General features: G+C 52.3%; 10 protein-coding genes. 9 read left to right on the top strand and 1 reads right to left on the bottom strand.

What is annotated here, in order from left to right:
• Window positions 1-108 precede the first annotated feature (108 nt).
• The 6 genes from KJS63_RS15595 to KJS63_RS15570 all read left to right on the top strand — a co-directional run bounded on the left by KJS63_RS15595 (window position 109) and on the right by KJS63_RS15570 (window position 11,766).
• A complete protein-coding gene (locus tag KJS63_RS15595) occupies window positions 109-909 on the top strand; it encodes an AAC(3) family N-acetyltransferase (RefSeq protein WP_213619932.1) in 801 nt (266 codons plus the stop codon).
• Between the two features lie 112 nt (window positions 910-1,021).
• Entirely contained in the window at window positions 1,022-1,474 is a 453-nt protein-coding gene (locus KJS63_RS15590) for a HEAT repeat domain-containing protein (protein WP_213619931.1), read from the top strand.
• Window positions 1,475-1,552: 78 nt separating this feature from the next.
• A complete protein-coding gene (locus KJS63_RS15585) occupies window positions 1,553-2,344 on the top strand; it encodes a DUF4261 domain-containing protein (RefSeq protein ID WP_213619930.1) in 792 nt (263 codons plus the stop codon).
• Between the two features lie 260 nt (window positions 2,345-2,604).
• On the top strand, window positions 2,605-9,450 hold the full coding sequence (locus tag KJS63_RS15580) for an alpha-amylase family glycosyl hydrolase (protein ID WP_213619929.1): 6,846 nt from the start codon (window positions 2,605-2,607) through the stop codon (window positions 9,448-9,450).
• 267 nt (window positions 9,451-9,717) lie between these two features.
• On the top strand, window positions 9,718-10,926 hold the full coding sequence (locus tag KJS63_RS15575; protein WP_213619928.1) for an MFS transporter: 1,209 nt from the start codon (window positions 9,718-9,720) through the stop codon (window positions 10,924-10,926).
• Window positions 10,927-11,163: 237 nt separating this feature from the next.
• Window positions 11,164-11,766 (top strand): restriction endonuclease, encoded by a 603-nt coding sequence (locus KJS63_RS15570; RefSeq protein ID WP_244862623.1) that lies wholly within the window; start codon window positions 11,164-11,166, stop codon window positions 11,764-11,766.
• 160 nt (window positions 11,767-11,926) lie between these two features.
• On the opposite strand, the gene KJS63_RS15565 is transcribed toward KJS63_RS15570, so the two are convergent.
• Window positions 11,927-14,065 (bottom strand): glycoside hydrolase family 52 protein, encoded by a 2,139-nt coding sequence (locus KJS63_RS15565; protein WP_213619927.1) that lies wholly within the window; start codon window positions 14,063-14,065, stop codon window positions 11,927-11,929.
• Between the two features lie 220 nt (window positions 14,066-14,285).
• On the opposite strand from KJS63_RS15565, the gene KJS63_RS15560 reads away from it, so the two are divergent.
• The 3 genes from KJS63_RS15560 to KJS63_RS15550 are packed head-to-tail and all read left to right on the top strand — an operon-like array spanning window position 14,286 to window position 17,803.
• Window positions 14,286-15,179 (top strand): AraC family transcriptional regulator, encoded by an 894-nt coding sequence (locus KJS63_RS15560; protein WP_068614841.1) that lies wholly within the window; start codon window positions 14,286-14,288, stop codon window positions 15,177-15,179.
• A gap of 55 nt (window positions 15,180-15,234) precedes the next feature.
• Window positions 15,235-17,040: a sensor histidine kinase gene (locus tag KJS63_RS15555; RefSeq protein ID WP_213619926.1), complete on the top strand. Its 1,806-nt coding sequence runs from the start codon at window positions 15,235-15,237 to the stop codon at window positions 17,038-17,040.
• Window positions 17,015-17,803 carry a response regulator transcription factor gene (locus tag KJS63_RS15550; RefSeq protein WP_213619925.1) on the top strand — a complete coding sequence of 263 codons (789 nt, stop codon included), beginning with the start codon at window positions 17,015-17,017 and terminating at the stop codon, window positions 17,801-17,803. The genes KJS63_RS15555 and KJS63_RS15550 overlap by 26 nt, the downstream gene beginning before the upstream one ends.
• The last annotated feature ends 72 nt before the right edge of the window (window positions 17,804-17,875 follow it).

The following is a 17,875-nucleotide window of genomic DNA, read 5'->3' as shown; positions in this document are numbered from 1 at the left end:
TTAGATTGAGCTATCAATTTAAGGGCCATGTTTGTTTCTTGAGACAACAACCCCGCATTATTATTGCGGGGTTGTTTTTATTTTATTTATCAAGGAGGAAGATGAGTTATGAAGAACAAGGACACAGGATTAATTTTGACCAGGGAAGATTTGGTTCAGCAGTTCAGAGCCTGCGGAGTGAGCCGAGGACAGGTGATATTTGTTCATACATCGCTCAGCAGTCTCGGATTCGTTGTTGGCGGAGCGGAGACGTTAATCCGGGCGCTGCTGGACATTGTCGGGGAGGAAGGGACACTCATGATGCCGTCTCAGACGTGGAAAAATCTCGATCCGTCCACAGGTGTGCACGGAGATGTGCCTAAGGATTGGTGGCCGGTTATTCGCGAGCATTGGCCGGCCTATGACAAGGAAATCACACCGGCCATCGGCATGGGCGTGGTTGCCGAAATATTCAGAAAGTGGCCTGGGGCAAGAAGAAGCTCACATCCGGCCAGATCAGTGGCTGCCGTAGGAAGGCATGCGGATTACCTTACAGAGGAGCACGATTTAAGTAATATTTTTGGAGAGAACTCCCCCGTGGATAAATTGTACGAACTGGACGGGTTCGTGCTGCTGATCGGAGTTGGTTATGACAAGAACACTTCCCTGCACCTGGCAGAGACCCGGGCCGATTTCCCCTCCAAAACATTTGCGGAGGAGAGCAGTGCTGTGATGGTTGATGGAACAAGGCAGTGGGTAACCTACAGCACCCAGGTTGTAGACGATGCTGACTTCCTTACAATCGGGCAGGATTATGAACGTGAGCATCATATTCCAGTACATCGTGTCGGGAATGCGGAGGTGCGGCTGCTCAGACAGAGACCGCTGATCGATTGGACGGTGGAATGGATGCAAAAGAATCGGACATGAATGTATGGTGGGGGCGTAATTCGGGTGATCCTGAAGTTGAAGTATCCAGAGGCCCATAAATCGTTATATAATAGATACTTACAGAACACGTGAACAAAGGAGATTGATCCGTTTGAATAACGAAGAACATTACGAAGAACTACCCGAGAATTATACTGAGCTGAAGAAGGCGGCTAACCGCACCTCGGACTGGAGAGCCAGACTGGAAGCTGTGGAGGAACTGGGAAAATACCCTGAGGCCATCGCCGTCCTGAGAGGAGTTCTGAAGAACGATCCTGTGCTTCGGGTGCAGGAAGCGGCTCAGCGTCAGCTTCAGGCGCATGGGGAACAGGTGTCAATCCCTAAGCGGGAAGCGGGAGATCTGATTCCGGGCATCACGAAGCTCCTGGTGCGGATCAAGAAAAGCTTGCCGAAGGATCACACTTATGAGGAGTTCAAGGAGAAGCTCAAGAAGATGCGTATCGATGTATATGACGTATACGAGGGTAATCTGGGCGACAGCTTTGACAAGTGGCTGGAGGAGAAGTGGGCTTCTCTTCGGACAAGCCGTAATCAGGAGCAATAGGATAACAGTGGACATCTCCAGCATATTGCGATTGCAGCGATACTGGAGATGTTTTTGCAGATAGGGGAGGATTCATTCATGGGATTATTCGATAAATTACGCAAGAATAAGAATAACGGGGCAACAGAAGAACGAGAGCAGAAGTCGTTCGGACCTATTGTCGGATTTGTGCTGCTGGACAGCCTGGACTACAGCTTTGATGCCTTTACCCGCCATCTAAAAGAAGAATGGAACCTTGACCCTGGAACACCAGCCAGCCCGGAGAGCCTGGTGTTCGAGGTGGATGGCATGAAGGTGGTCTGCGGTTATATGCCGGCAGCGGTTCCGAACCGTGAGGTTGAGGAGAACTGCAAATACAACTTTCTATGGCGGGAAGCGGAGCAGGTCGTCTCCCGGCATAAGGCCCATGTCATTGTGTCGGTGCTCGGGCATGATGATCCTGTTGAGGGACACAAGCTGTTTACTAAGGTGGCTAGCTCACTTCTGCAGACGGAGCAAGCCATAGCGTATTATTCGGCTCCTATGGTCATGGAAGCTTCGCAGTATGTGGACTTGGCCCATGCGTTGAAGGACGGTGAACTGCCTGTCGTCCTATGGGTATTTATCGGGATGTATCAGGGTGAGAACGGCGTTGGGGCTTATACGGCCGGACTTCAGAGCTTTGGCAAGGACGAGCTTGAGGTGGTAAATTCCGCGCAAAGTCTCGGTGATGTATTCGAGTTCATGTCCATTATAGCCAGCTTTGTAATCGAGAATGATGTAACCTTGAAGGACGGGGAGACGATCGGATTCTCTGCAGAACAAAAGCTGCCTCTGACGCGATCTGCAGGAGTTGCAGCCCAGGGTGAAAGTATCAAGATCGGTTACTGACCGTAAATATCAGGAATGAAGCAAGCAAGCGCCAGTCACTTACGACAGGTGCTTTTTTATTTTCGAAAACGATTAAAATATTTAATATCCGGATTGACGAGAAAGCGTTTTCATAATAAGATGTATTCAGTTTACCGGTCTGTCGCGGTAAATCAACTCATTTTAAGAAAGATAGGGGGTAGTTTACTGTCATTTGCGCAAACGTTTGCTCCAATTTTGATGAAATCTGCTTGTATTTTACTAAACAGAGGAGGTCTTAAATGAAGCTCGTGATTGGAAAAAAACAGCTACGAATCTGGTCCATGTTTACTGCTGTGGTTATGGTGGTGCAGTTGGTTGCAGGTTCTTTAAGTCCCGTATTCGCAGATCAGGCAGCACCCGGGGCAACGGGTTCAACCTATTCGGACGCGGGGAAAATATATTTCAAGCTTCCCAAATCAGCAGTGAACGTGGAGGCTAAAGGCAGCTGGAATGCAGGGGGAGACCCTGCCGCACAGTTAAAGGATGACAACAGCGATGGGAATTTTACTGCCGATATAACCGGCCTTACTCCGGATACGGATTACACCTACAAGGTTCAAGTCAACGGAATTCCTGCCGGGGAAGAACAGAGCGCCAAGGCGGATTCAGACGGGAACCTTAAGCTTGCCTATAAGCCTGCATTCTCTGTATCGGGGACATTTGATAATCCTGAATTTAGTGTGAAGCACGAGATGAAGGCTGAAGGGGACCAGTACACGTTCACATCAGCTGAGCTTCCTGAAGGGACTTATAAGTATAGATATACTGCTTCGGAGGGAGCCCAAGACATCAATTTCAAGGACCCGACCCGTGTTGAAGATGATGGAGATTACAGTACAATCTCCGTGGCGGGTACGATTGCACCCGCAGCTCCAGCAGTTCCAGCAGCTCCAGCAGCCAAAGGGGAGCTGCAGCCGGATGTTCTTGTGGATCAGCCGGGGGCGAAATCCAAGTGGGTGGTCGCGGGCAGTTTCCAAGGGTGGGATAATACCTCAAGCGCAACACAGCTTAAACATCTGGTTGGCGACTTTTATGAATATTCCACGGTGCTGGAAGCAGGGCATTACGAATTTAAGATTGTTAAAAGCGGTACCTGGAAAGGTTTCGCCAACGATAATGACAGCAACTTTTCATTTGATTTGGCGGAAGCAGCCAAAGTGAACTTCTATGTGAATGAAGCCCTGAATCAGGCTCGCATTAATATTCCGGGTGTGCAAGGACTTCAGCAGTACACTCCAAAGTATACTGAGGCGAATTGGCCACGGTTGACAGGGGATATACAGAAGCTGTTCCAGGAGAAGGAATGGAGTCCGGAAGAGGCTAGGCAGATGTTCGTGGATACGCATTTTGACGGCTCTGTGTTCGAACTTCAGCGCACCCTGCCCGTTGGCCGGTACGAAATGAAGGTGGTTCTAGGGAACACGTGGGAGAATACTCTATCGTACGGGAACTCAACTGGAGGCAACTTTGTTCTGCAGACCATTGATCCTGCCAATGTTACCTTCTCCATTGATCTCAGCAAGGAAACGAAAGAGCTGACTTCGAATTACTTACCTTCGGACAGTCAGTGGGACGGCAAGATTGACAAGGGCAAGCTAGCGTTCGATTCCCGCTTGGTCACTTACAAAAAGCCGTTTGGCGCGATTAAGGAAGAGAGCGAGGATCTTACCCTGCGGATTGCAGCGGCAGCTGGCGATGTGCAGTTAGCCAGGGTGGAACTTACGAACCCGCAGGGCGTTGCTTCAGCCTACGATATGCACACCTCAACCTCTGTAGGGGGGCTGGATTACTGGGAAGTTACCATTCCCAAGTCGGTCTTTAAAGGCATTGGAGTCTGGAATTATAAGTTCATACTTATTGACGGTGCAGCTAAGGTGGAATATGGGGATGACAATGCGCGCGGAGGTACGGGAACCACAGCGGATGAAGGTGTAGTTCCGTACGATTTAACCGTCTATAAGAAGGACTTTACCACACCGGACTGGATGAAGAATGCGGTGGTGTATCAGTTATTCCCGGACCGGTTCTTTGACGGGGACCAGTCGAACAACCGGGCCAAAATTGTAGATGGCTACCGGGGGGGTGAGGCTCTTCCAGGAGAAACCTTAACGACCAAGAACGGTCATAAGCTTCAATTTTTCGACGGTGGGGTTCCCGATGATCCAGCCCCGGATCAGGTAGCCGGGAAATGGCCGGATGTTCCGGAGAACCCTGACCGGACCAAGCCGGAGAAAAAGCCTTATTTTCCGAATGCCACCACCGACGGGATTTGGACAAATGAATTCTATGGCGGGGACATTCAAGGGGTTGGCCAAAAGCTGGATTATTTGAAATCCCTGGGGGTTACTGTAATCTACTTCAATCCGGTGGCTTGGGCAGCTTCCAACCACAAGTATGATGCGACGGATTACAAACATCTGGATCCGATGTTCGGAGAGCCTGTATACAATACCCCGGGAGACCCTGCGTCAGGACTTGACTATGAGAAGACACGGGTAGCCTCGGACCGGGTATTTACCGAATTCGCGAAGCAGGCCCGGGCCAAAGGCATCAAGCTGATCGTGGACGGCGTATTTAACCATGTCGGCGATGACTCGATCTATTTCGACCGGTATGAGAAATATCCGGAGATTGGGGCCTATGAATACTGGTCCAAGGTCTATGACAAGATGAATGCCGGGAAAACACAAACTGCTGCTGAACAGGAAGTCATCGATTCCTTCACTTCCCAGATCAATCCGGCAACAGGCAAGAATTATGCGTACCCGGATGATTTTGATTTCACCCACTGGTTCAAAGTGACCAATGAGAAGGTGGATGGGCATTACAAGTATGAAGGCTGGTGGGGATATGATTCCTTGCCTGTCATTGATGCGCCGGAAGCCGCGGCAGGGGATGCTGATGGGCTGGCCGGTAACCATGAATGGAACGTGCAGGGATACCGCGATCAGGTGATCGGCCATGATTTGACAGGGATGTCCGATATGGAGGCTGCATCGAAGATGCAGTATGCCAATTCCCAGCGCTGGGAATGGCTCGGCGCGCGCGGCTGGCGCCTTGATGTGGCTCCGGATGTATCCGCGGGGACCTGGGAGAAGTTCCGCCAGGCGGTGAAATCAACCGGAGGGCGCAGCGACGCCAACGGCGAACGCATCGACGACCCGATCATTCTCGGCGAAGAGTGGGGCGTTGCCACCAAGTTCCTGCTTGGCGACCAGTTCGACTCGGTGATGAACTATCGCTTCCGCGGTGCCGTACAGAGCTTTATTATGAACGGCAACGCCCAGCAGTTCAACGATGCGCTGGAATCGATCCGGGAGGACTATCCGAAGGAAGCCTGGGAAGTGATGCTGAACCTGGTGGACTCTCATGATACGATCCGTTCCATCACGAAGTACGATAAACCTAATTGGGAAGAGGAGCACTTGGAGATTGCGCCGATCCCTACGGACCAGGCCATTCAGAAGCAGGCTCTTACGGCTATTTTCCAGATGGGGTATCCGGGAGCCCCAACAATTTATTATGGGGATGAAGTGGGGATTGAGGGCACCAAAGACCCGGATTCCCGCAGAACGTTCCCATGGGAGAGAGTGACGGGTTCTGACGGACAATACAGCGGTACGGGGCGGTATGAAAGTCTGTTTAACACCTATAAACAAGCAGCAGAAGTGCGTAATACGAATGAAGTATTCCGTACAGGCGATCTAAAAGTTGTGTACGATAAGGGCGATGTTATTGCGTACGCCCGCAAGACGGACAGCAAAGCGGGGCTGGTCGTTATTAACCGCGGCAGCTCGGATGCGTCGATCGCTGCGGATGTGACCGGGTATCTGCCAGACGGGGTGAGCCTGACAGACCAGTTGGGCAGCAAAGCTGCGGCTGCAGTAGTTCAGGGCAAGATCAGCCTGACCGTCAAAGCCATGAGCGGCATGATGATGATTTCAGATTCGGATCTGACGAATGTGCCCGTAGTGTCCAACCTGAAAGCGGCTCCGGGTAACGGTTCAGTAACGCTCACCTGGGATGCTGTGCCGGGTGCTGCTGAGTATCGTGTCTATCGTGCGCCGCTTGAGGGAGGCGAACTTGAAGTTGTTGGAAGTGTAACCGACAGCTCATGGACGGATACGAAAGTTAATAACGGAACGAAATATTATTATACGTTGACCGCAAAGACCTCCAGTGGGGAAAGCGGCCTGAGTGATTATGTATCGGCAACACCTTTTTTCCCTGTTCAAAGTGTGGAAATTACGCAGCAGTCCGCTTCCGTTGTGCTGGGGGCTGGGAATAAAACCTCAGAGATTCAGGTAACTCTCGATATTCCCGGGCTTACAGATAACGCGAGTTTTGCCGGAAAAGAAGCACCTGGTGTTAATTCGAAGCTTGCATACTACAAAGAAGGGACATCCAAAGACAATGCTTCCGAAGTGAAGCTGCGTTACAAGAGTGATACTTCTGATGGTAAAAAGGTATATTGGGCGGTGTTTGAGCCTACAGAAGCAGGCACTTACTATTATTTTGCCCGTATATCCACGGATAATGGACAGAAGTATACGGATTCTGCATCGTCTTATGTCGATGTGCAGGCCGACGAGAATGATACCACAGCTCCAGCTGCTCCTAAGCTGAGCCCGATCCAAGTTGAATCTAATCGGGTACAGCTGAGCTGGACTGAAGAGGATGACACTGTATATCAGTATGAGATCTACCGGAAAGCCGGAGGAGCGGAATACAAGAAGATCGCTACCGTGGACAAAACGGCCAAATCCTATGTGGACCTTACGGTAAGCAATGATACAGCTTATACCTACAAAGCTGCGGCCGTAGACAGCTCCTATAACCGGGCATATTCCAATGAACAGGCTGTAACGCCTAAGCTGGTGATGGTTGACGTCAAGCTTCGCGTGCACCTGCCTGGGTATACGCCTGCAACAGACGATATTTATATTGCAGGAGATTTCAACGGCTGGAACCAGGCCGGAGGCAAGCTAAACGTGCCGAGCGGTGCGACCACCCGGGATGTGGTGGAATACAGCTTTAAGATGATGGCCGGCAAGTCCCTCCAATATAAATACACCAGAGGTACTTGGGCCACCGAGGCATTAACCTCCCATAACCGGAAGGCTAATGACACCGAGGATTACAGTAACTATGCGTATTCTTCCACAGACACGAACATGAAATTAACCGTGAGGAACGAAGGCAGCAACCAGATGGTTGTCGATGATTATATCCTCAGGTGGGTGGATATGCCGATGATTGTGACGATGCCGCGCATCTCTTATGGGGATAATATCACTTATGAAACCACGGACAACAAGTTTACCTTAAAGGCCAATGTGCCTTACGGTGTGAAGTTCACCATTAATGATCAGCCGCTTCCGCCGGGAGCCATGGATGCCCAAGGCAATGTGGAATTGAAGGATATTCCGATTAACCCTGGCTCCAATAAATATACGCTGCATATTGAACCGTCAGCTGAAACCTTGAATCTCCCATGGTACGAGGATAAAGGCAGAGCAAGTCAGGCTACGAAGAGCTTAGAGCTGAGCATCACCCGCAAAGATGCTGGCGGGAATCCGGACCCTGTGGCTGTTACCGGAGTCAAGCTGGACCAAAGCAGGCTTACGCTTACGGCCGGGGGAGCCACAGGTCGCTTGAAGGCGACGGTAGAGCCGGAGGGTGCTAGCGATAAGACGGTTGCTTTCACATCCAGTGATGAGGCTATCGCGAAGGTGGATGCGAACGGTGTAGTTACTCCACTAAGGCCGGGAACAGCTACAATTACGGTGACAACCAAGGATGGAAGCCATCAGGCATCCTGTGTAGTTACAGTTACAAGTGTTGGCAATGGTGGGAACAACGGAAGTGAGGGCAGCAGCAATAATACGAATGCAGGAAATAACAGCAATCCAGGAAACAGCAAGGATACAGATAACAAATCGGTTACGGTTACCGAACAACAGCTTAAAGACGCTTTAATCAGCTCAGGCACTTCTGGCAGCAGGGTGGTTAAGATTGAGGCCGGGTCTTCTACCCGTATACTTCTGCCTGTTGACGCAGCCAACTTGCTTGGTGACAAGCCGCTCGAGATTGCACTGGGCAGCGATTCGATTGTGATTCCAAGCAAGGTGCTGTCTCAGCTTGTTCAGCAGGCCGGTACAGCAGGCACGGCAGGCACAGCCACAGCTGCGGCTGGCGCACAGATCCAGCTTCAGGCCGAGCCTCTGAGTGATCAGGCTGCCCAAGCGCTTGTATCCAAGGCGGACAGCAGCCAGACCCAGCTGAAGGCAGCATCCCGGATCTATGACTACCGTCTGCTCCTGATTGACAGCAGCGGTAAGGCAATTGCCGAGCTGACCCGATTCGATGTGCCGCTCCAGCTTACATTCAAAGTAGCGGACAATGCGAATAAGAACAACATCGGCGTGTATTATCTGCCGGATAAGGGGCAGATCGAATACATTGGCGGGAAGCTGAAAGGCGATACTCTAACGGCTGAGATTCACCATTTTTCGAAATATGCGGTGCTTGAAATGAACAAGAGCTTCAGGGATCTTCCTGCCGGTCACTGGGCCGAGAAGGCAATCCAGTCGTTAACTGCGAAGCATATCATTAAGGGTACAAGCGAATCCGCATATGAACCTGACCGCAGCATTACCCGCGGTGAATTCGCAGCTCTGATTGTACGGGCACTGGAACTAAAGGCGGTTCATCCAGCCGGGTTCACGGATATTTCGGTGAACGATTGGTACGCAAGCTCGATCGCCGCCGCGAATGAAGCGGGAATCGTTCAGGGCCGGACTGCATCCCGGTTCGAGCCGAATGCGGTGATCACACGTGAAGAAATGGCTGTGATGCTGGTTCGCGCGTACGACGTATTGAACAAAACAAAGGCCAGTCAAGCTTCCGAGCTTGCCTATACCGATGCCAAAGACATCAGCAGCTGGGCCGTGGATTCCATCAAGACAGCTTCGGGCCTTGGTCTTCTGAACGGTCAAGGAAACAACCGATTCATGCCTAAAGGCAAGACCACCCGGGCGGAGAGCGCTCAGGTGATCTATAAGCTGCTTAGCAGTCAGAAGTAAACAGCCTAAATCTTAATAACGGTAACGGTAGTAACGATAGCGTTGAGGTCAATGTATGTATTCTGAATACAGCCGCATCTCATATTAGACTGTGGTAAAAGTGACACCCGTACTTCCCTTGCAAGGAAGGCGGGTGTTTTCTTGCTGCCCGTGAGAGAGGATGCCCAGATATCAGGGCTGGGCATGCATATAACGCAAGCTCACTCTCTTGACGAAGGTGGTATACTGCCTACAGATAGAGAGACATATAGTAGAAGGAGAGACAGCATGGAATTATCCGTACATAACCAACCTCAATCCTCCCCGAACCAAGAGCGGTTTCCGCTTTCTCTGCTGTGCCTTACCCTTGGTGCTTTTGCCATTGGGATGACGGAATTTATTATTATGGGTCTGCTGCCGAATGTTGCATACGACCTGAGTGTGACCATTCCCCAGGCGGGTCAACTCATTACGAGTTATGCGCTTGGCGTGGCTGTAGGAGCCCCGCTGCTGACGGTATTAACCCACCGGATGCCGCAAAAAAAGCTGCTCGTTCTGCTGATGGCGATCTTCATCGCCGGGAATGCATTTTCAGCCATAGCCCCGACCTATTTCCTGCTCATTGGAGCAAGAATTGTAACAGCTTTGGCTCACGGCACATTTCTGGGTGTCGGCTCCCTGATCGCCTCCCGGCTGGTCCGGCCGGACAAACGGGCGGGCGCCGTGTCTATGGTATTGGCCGGATTAACCGTAGCCAATATTATCGGCGTTCCCTTTGGAACATTTATCGGCCAGCAGCTTGGCTGGAGATCTTCCTTCGGAGCGATCACAATTCTTGGACTCATCTCGCTGCTGGGGATTATCCGGTTCATTCCGGTTATCCGCCAGGACCAGCCGTCCAGTCTGGTTCAGGAATTCCGCAGCCTCATTCATCCGCAGGTGCTGCTGATGCTTCTTACCGGAGCGTTCGGATGTGCGAGCTTGTTCTCCATGTTCACCTATCTGACCCCGGCCCTGGAAATGATCAGCGGGTATAAGGAGCATGAAGTGACCTGGATTCTAGTGTTATTCGGAATCGGGGTTACGCTAGGCAATCTTGTGGGGGGCAAGCTGGCCGATTGGAGTCTTATGCCCTCCCTCATCACAAATTTTGCTGTGCTGGGCATCATTCTAGCGGTATTAACATTCACACTCCATTATGCGGTTTTGGCTGTTATTACCGTATTCGTATGGGGAGTTGCCGCCTTTGGCATTATGCCGGGCGTTCAGGTGCGCATCCTTAACCTGGCTCACAAGGCCCCGCTGCTTGCCTCCACATCAAGCCACTCCGCTTTGAATCTGGGCAATGCAAGCGGAGCCTATCTGGGAGGGCTTGTGATTACGTATGCAGGTCTGCCCAATGTGCCATGGCTGGCTGCAGGACTCGCGCTGTTAGGGTGTGGGGGAGCAATCTTAAGCTATTCCATAGAGCGAAGAGGGAAGAAACAAACGGGTTGATATGGTGAGGGCGTAAGCCCCTCCAAGAAATCAGCTGCCCGTGTGAGATTCGCTCCAATGAACAGCTGGTAAGGAAGAGGAGGAGAAGCCGCAGCGTACCTGAGAAGGTCCCGCGGTTTCTTTTTACTGCAACAGGTTGTGAGCGCGCCTTGGCACTTATCAACTCTCCCTCATTCACAATTTTCAAATCTGATATAGTGAATTGGGGACGGGTCAACAGGCAAAAGGAGGATAAACGTGTTCGGTTCTTACGAAATTTATATCGCTGCACTGCTGGTCATCATCGTCGTTGGCCTGATTATACGGGGGCTGCTCAAGCGAAGAAGCATCTACAACCGAAAAGGCATTATTGATCCCACGAAGGTAAGCATCAGGGATATTGACAAGATGGAGGACGGCAAGGAGTTTGAAGAGTATCTCTATCGGTTGTTCGTGGCCCTGGGATATGAGGATGCTTATAAAACCGTCGGCAGCCGTGATTTTGGAGCTGATCTTGTATTTACAGACCGCGGGGGAAGCCGGAATGTCATTCAGGCCAAGCGTTATGCCGAATCCAATCCGGTGGGGCTAAGCGCTGTTCAGGAAATATACAGCTCGATGCGCTACTACGGTGCCCAGAAGTCGATTGTGATTGCTTCAAGCCGTTATACCGAGGCTTGCGAGATTTTAGCTGGCTATAATGGAGTAAGATTAATAGACCGTTCTGAGCTTAAAGAGATGATAGATCTGTTTAAAGCAAATGAATGGATGGAAGTAATGGACATTATTGAGGCGGAGCCTGAGCTGATTCTTGATGCTTGGGACGAAGGTATGAAAGTAGAGAAGAAGGCTAGTCGTTGAGCTTGCAATATACGGTCTCCTTAATTCAACAGTAAGCCCCCTGTGATTGGAGGGCTTACTGTTTTTTACGTTTAAGCAGGGACGATGATTTGGACGGTGTGCTGTGTACACCTTAAGCTTACAACCACGGGAAGAGTCTCTTAATGGCCTCATCAGCAGCTTACAGCTGCTCTTCTACATTTGCCACTTCCTCATCCAGCCATAAGATCGCCGTAACGCCGCGCGGATAATACCGGCTGCCGCAGACGGTGCCTGCCATCATCTGGTCGCTCCAGCTCCAGAATGCATTGTCTTCCCGTATCAGCCAACCCACGTGAGCCGCATCTGCGGCATGCCCATCTTCATCCTGCGGCAGACCGAGGATACGCCGGGCGACGAACTGGCACAGATAAATTTTGCTCAGCCATGAGTTGTCACTGGTGGAAGAGAGCTTCCACCCTCCGTCCGGGAACAGGCAGATGCCCGGCTTGAGCACGGCGTAGAAATGCCGGCGGAGTGCGGTAATATAATCCCCGAAGCGCCCACACGGATCAAGTGCATCGCTGCAGCCGGTGAACAACGGGAACACGAGCCCTTCGATGGCAGGAATAATCCGGGAATCATTACCCTCCTGGATCACAGCAGGAATGTAACCCTCAGAAGTGGCCTGGGCCGTGATCGTTCGTGCACAGCGCTCAGCCTGTTCCCCAGCAGTACGCTTCAGGTCTTCCCGGCCGTTCTCCGCAAAGATGCGCTCCATCGCCACATAAGCCGCCCAGCACTTCCCGGCCAGATAAATGTTGTTGCGCGCCTGTCCAAGGGAGACATCGAGGCTGTCATAGGTTGTAATCTCCGCTCCGCCCATCGTCCGGGAACTGTCGAGGCCCATAATGCCATTTCGCTGAGCCGGATCGGGATGATCCCGGTTAACCATGCTCTCCAGACATTGCTGAAGCAAGCCGATATTCCCCTGCAGCCACTCCAAATCTCCAGTCTGATTGACATAAACCGCTGCAGTAAGCACCCAATTCACTAATTGCTCCTGGGTCATATGGGAGAAGCAGTCCTTGATGGCGTGCTGTTCATAGGCCGAATAGCCTGGCCTGGAGAAGGAATTGGCTACCCCCATGTCATGCGTAAAGCTTACACCACCGGGATAGTCCGTATCCTCTCCTGGAAAGCGTACGGTGTCCTCGTATTTATAACGGGAGGTGAACAGGTCCAGTTCGCTACGAACCGTCCACGGGTTCATTTTCAATTCAAAGAACAGCTGATCCACCGTCAGATCGAAGGTGTTCATCATCCGGTACTCACCCTCGTTCACGATCCAGAGCGGTTCATCCCTGCAAATTAACAGTTCCGTGCTGCCATAATAGCTGCGGATGGCGTGGGCCAGCATAAATTTCTGATTGTCCGACAGAGCGGAGGAGGCGATCAGATCATCATTTCGGTGGGAAATCTCCACTTTGCGGTCAAAATGCTCCAAGGCATAAGCCGCGACTTCCTCAATATTGGCGAAGTAACAGGTATAGAGATAAGCCGCATCCATTCCCGTAGTTACCAGTCCTCCCCGGTAAAAGCATAGGGCGAACCGGTAAGTCTCCTTCTTCCCGGCGGGGACATCCATAAGCAGGGCGCCTATTGGCCCCAGGCCGAAGCGCAAATTCTCCTCGACTTCGGGCTGCAAAATGTTCTCGATTGTAAAATGTCCTGCACTTCGCACACGCGGATCACAGGCGGCCAATGCGATATGGCGCCCCTGTCCTACCCCGCAGAGCTTGCCGCTGGTGGTATCCTCCAGCCGCCGCACTGCCGTGTAGGGGTCCGTCCCCTGGAAGCCGAAGAAGGCCCGGCGTGTCTGCCCGCCTGCTGTATTGTCCACGGTGATCTCCGCAAGCACCGCCGGCAGCAGGGCGAACCGCAGCTCCTCCTCATCCGCAGATTTCGGATCAGGCACGGAATCAAACGGCGAGTACAAGCGGAATGTGAGATCTCCAGCCGTCCAAGTGTCCGTGCCCGCGCTGAATGTCCGCCGAATCTCTGCCTGATCAAAAGGATGGATGCTGAAATCCGCTGACGCCGCCACCGGGCCTTCATTTCCGGCTGTATACCGGGTGGATTCATCCCCAGCCTGATCGTAGAAAGGCAGAGTCCGGTAGCTGTTCCCATCCTGCTCCTGGAGGCCGATATAAATATTCTGCTCAGGGGGTCTGCCGAATTCCAGATCGAAGCCTCCGCTTCTCCCCGGGAAGCCAAGTGTAAAGCTTGCAAACGCGCCGACCGGGGCGTGGTGGGCGTTGAAGAATTTGTGTTTATCCATTTTAACTACCTCCTATCCAATGACAAATGAATGTGATATGTTCATAATAACTAGGTGTTAAAGCGCTTTCTATACCCATACTCGGAGAGTATTTATCCAAATTAAGCAAGAATGAATGCTACCAGCTGGAGGTAGGAGAATCGTTGGAGGTGGATGGTTGAATGTCATTAGACGCAAGATCATCAAATAGTTGGCAGTCTTGTTTGAGAGGAGATGGACAATGAGAGCAGAGGACGAATATCAGATCCAGGAAGTGATGCTGCCCGATATGGAATCGACTTTCCGAATCTTTGCCGCCCACTGGCGCAAGGTGACAGAAGAGTGGACCTACCCGCATCATACACACCCGCTGTTTGAGATTAATCTGCTGCTGGAGGGCAGTCAGAAGATGACCGTGAACGGCAAGGAATATGTGCAGCATCCCGGTGATATCATGCTGCTGAAGCCGGAGGATGCACATGAGAGCCGGAATGGGGGGCCGGGAGCAATGACCTACTACTGTATTCACTTCGACTCCGACGAGCGTGCCTTAAGAGAGCTGCTCCTTCGTGACGAGCGGCGTGATTTCACGCACGATAGTCCGTTCGCCCGTGCCATCCGGCCAAGTCTGGATAAGCTCATCTCGCTTGCTCTGCATGAGGGCGAATGGAAGCTGCAGACCAAAATGATCACACTCTCGGTTGTGTTCGAGCTGTTCGGGGCCATCACCGGCTGTCTGTCGGAGCAGGGCAGCATGGCTCCGGCGAATCAGCGCTCATCCCGCATTGCTAAGACCATTGCGGCAAGCCTGGAGCGCGTAGTTGCGGAGCGGGCAGAAGGGGAAGCGGCTCTGGACGAGGATACGGGAGAGACGGTTCAGTCGGTCATTTCGGGTCTTGGTTACAGCCCGTCCGCCTGCTCCCGGATGTTCCAGAGCGTGTACGGCATGTCCCCCCGTCAGTATCTGTCCCAGCTTAAGCTGAAGAAAGCCAAGCTGCTGCTTATGCAGCCTGAGCTGTCTGTGGAGAAGATTTCCCGTCTGCTGGGATACGGGGATATTGCCCATTTCAGCCGCCAATTCAAACGCTGGACAGGAGAGCCGCCCGGGAAATTCAGAGCACGCAATCATATATAAGCAGTCATTGTTGGGAGTGAAAGTTAAAGATTGAAGTTACAGGGGAAGGGCGGAGATGATGCTGGGGCTTCAGAAGCTTAACACGCTGCGCAATCAGATTTTTATCGGATTCTTTCTTGTCGTGCTGGTCATCTTTAGTGTGGCCGGATTCTTCATCTATGACCAAGTTTCTTCACTGCTTAAGAACAATGCCGAGAAGCATATCCAGCAGACGGCCGTCCAAGCGGGCGGTCGGCTGGACGCGCTGATGACTCAGATTGACAGCCTCACAGCCCAGGTGTCTGGGCATCCGTATGTCCAGCAGCTGCTGCTGGACAAGGTGAACGGGCGGGCGATCACCTTCAATCAGCGGCAGCCCCTGCTGCAGATTGCGGGAAGCTACCAGGCGTATACGCCAGGACTGGAATCGCTTGAGCTGTACACCAATGATGGCAGTCAGGTCTACCCGATCCGGGAAGGACGCCTCGATACCCGAATTGACTCCCGGTACATTCAGGAGGTCAATAAGCAGAAGGGCCGTCTGGTCTGGATCGGAATTGACCCGGACAATGCCCAGTCGGTGCTTGCGATCCGCCGGGTCAATCTGTACGACCGCTGGTTCTCTCCCGGCGGATATCTAATTGCCCGAATTCAGCGGGGATACTTTCAGCTCAATGATCCGGCTCCCGGCGGTGGGAACGGAGAGTCCATTCTGCTGGCCAATGACCGGGGGCAGCTGCTCGGCATCGGGGATGTCTCTTCCGGGCTTGATCTGACCAGTCTGCTCCAGAATAACGAACAGACCGTTATGTTCCAGGGCAAGGAATATGTCATGGTGAAGCAATACTCGGAGGCGGCCAATTGGACCCTCATCATCTTGACTCCGGTCAGTTATGTCACCAAAGGAATATCTGCTTTGCGAACCGTTCTGTTGGTCTCAGGCGGAGTGGCCGTATTCGGGTTCGTCATCCTGTCCTTCATCTTGTCCACGATGCTGACCAGACCGATTATCCACCTGATCCGGGCGATGCGCAAATCCCGGCTCGGTGTGCTGACGCCAAATCCTGAACCGGTGTCGACGATGGAGCTGCGGGAGCTGAACCATTCCTATAATGAGATGGTCTATCATATTAATGAGCTGATCCGGGTTGTATACGAGAAAGAAATGCTGCAGAGCCGCACAGAGCTTAAAGCCCTGCAGGCACAGATCAATCCCCATTTTCTGTTCAATACCCTTGAGGCGTTCAATTGGTCGCTGGAAGACAAGGGGGAAGAGGAGTTGGCGGGCTTGGTTGTCGCTATGTCGAAGCTGTTTCGTTATATCATCAGCAGCTCACAGAGCAGCGAGTGGGTGACGATCCAGGAGGAGTTGGACCAGGTGGAACGCTATTTGATGTTAATCCAAATGAGACTCGGCGACAGACTAACCTGGAACATCCATGTGTCTCCGGAGACCGCGTTTGTGCCCATTCCAAAGCTGCTGATCCAGCCGATCGTGGAGAATGCGATCAAATACGGCGTTGAGAGCAAGATCGGTCCGGGTTCAGTGACTGTGAGCGTACGTCCGGCAGCGCAGAGGGGAATGATTCAAATCGCTGTACAGGATGATGGACCCGGAATGGACGAAGAGGCGCTTCATGCGCTCCGGCTTGGGCTGGAGGAAGGGAACTCTTTTGCCTCCAAGAGCACAGGGGTAGGGCTGGTCAATGTTCAGCAGCGCTTAAGACTGTATTACTGCAAGAGCGGAACCGCATGGGCGGGTCTCCGTGTGGAGAGCGGTATCCAGAAAGGAACCAGGGTGTATTTCGACATCCCGGAAGAAGACGATGTGACACAAATCGGAGGGAGTGGCACAAATGCGAACCATATTGGTCGTGGATGATGAACCGAGAACGAGGCTGGGCATCAAGAAGACACTGGATATTTGGGCGAACGGGAGCTGCCGGGTGGAATGCGTGGAGAACGGGGTGGAAGCCTTGGAATGGCTGTCTCGGGAGACGGCCCATTTGCTGATCACGGATGTGTGCATGCCGGAGGTCAGTGGTCTGGATCTGATCTCTGCCCTGAAGGAGCATCCGTTCCAGCCTGTGGCCGTTGTCATCTCCGGGCATGCGGAATTTGAATATGTTCAGGCCGCGCTGCGCCTCGGTGCGGTCAATTACCTGCTGAAGCCGATTGAGAAGCAGGAACTGTTGGAGGTTGTCCGGCAGGCATTGAAGCTGGAGGAGGAGCGCAGCCGGGTCGGCATGATGGAAAGGCTGGTGGACCCGAAGCTGCTGGAGCTTGAGGAGCAGCACGGAAGATTCGGCGAGCCGGTTAAGGAGGCGGTTGAGTACATCGAGAAGCATCTGGAGGAGCCGCTGACCTTGGCGCATCTGGCAGCACGCCTCCATTTGAATGCCAGCTATTTCAGTGTGCTGTTCAAGGAGCAGACCGGCATCCCGTATACGGAATATATAACCCGCAGACGCATTCAGCGGGCGAAGGAGCTTCTGGCTCAGACCCGGCTTCCGGTAGGTGAAATTGCGGAACGTGTCGGTTACCGGACGGATAAATATTTTATTAAAGTGTTCAAGCAGCAGGAGCGTGTCAGCCCGAGCCGTTACAGACAGGAAATGAGCGAAGAATCCGAACGATTAGGTTAATCCGTCTCTTGCATATCGTTCTTGAACATAACTGGCTCACCACCTTCAGGGTGGCCCGCCACAATCCAATCA

Source organism: Paenibacillus sp. J22TS3 (genome assembly GCF_018403205.1).
In the GTDB taxonomy this organism is placed as follows: domain Bacteria; phylum Bacillota; class Bacilli; order Paenibacillales; family Paenibacillaceae; genus Fontibacillus; species Fontibacillus tuaregi.
Note: the sequence above shows the minus strand (reverse complement) of the source record. Positions and strands in the feature narration are given on the sequence as shown.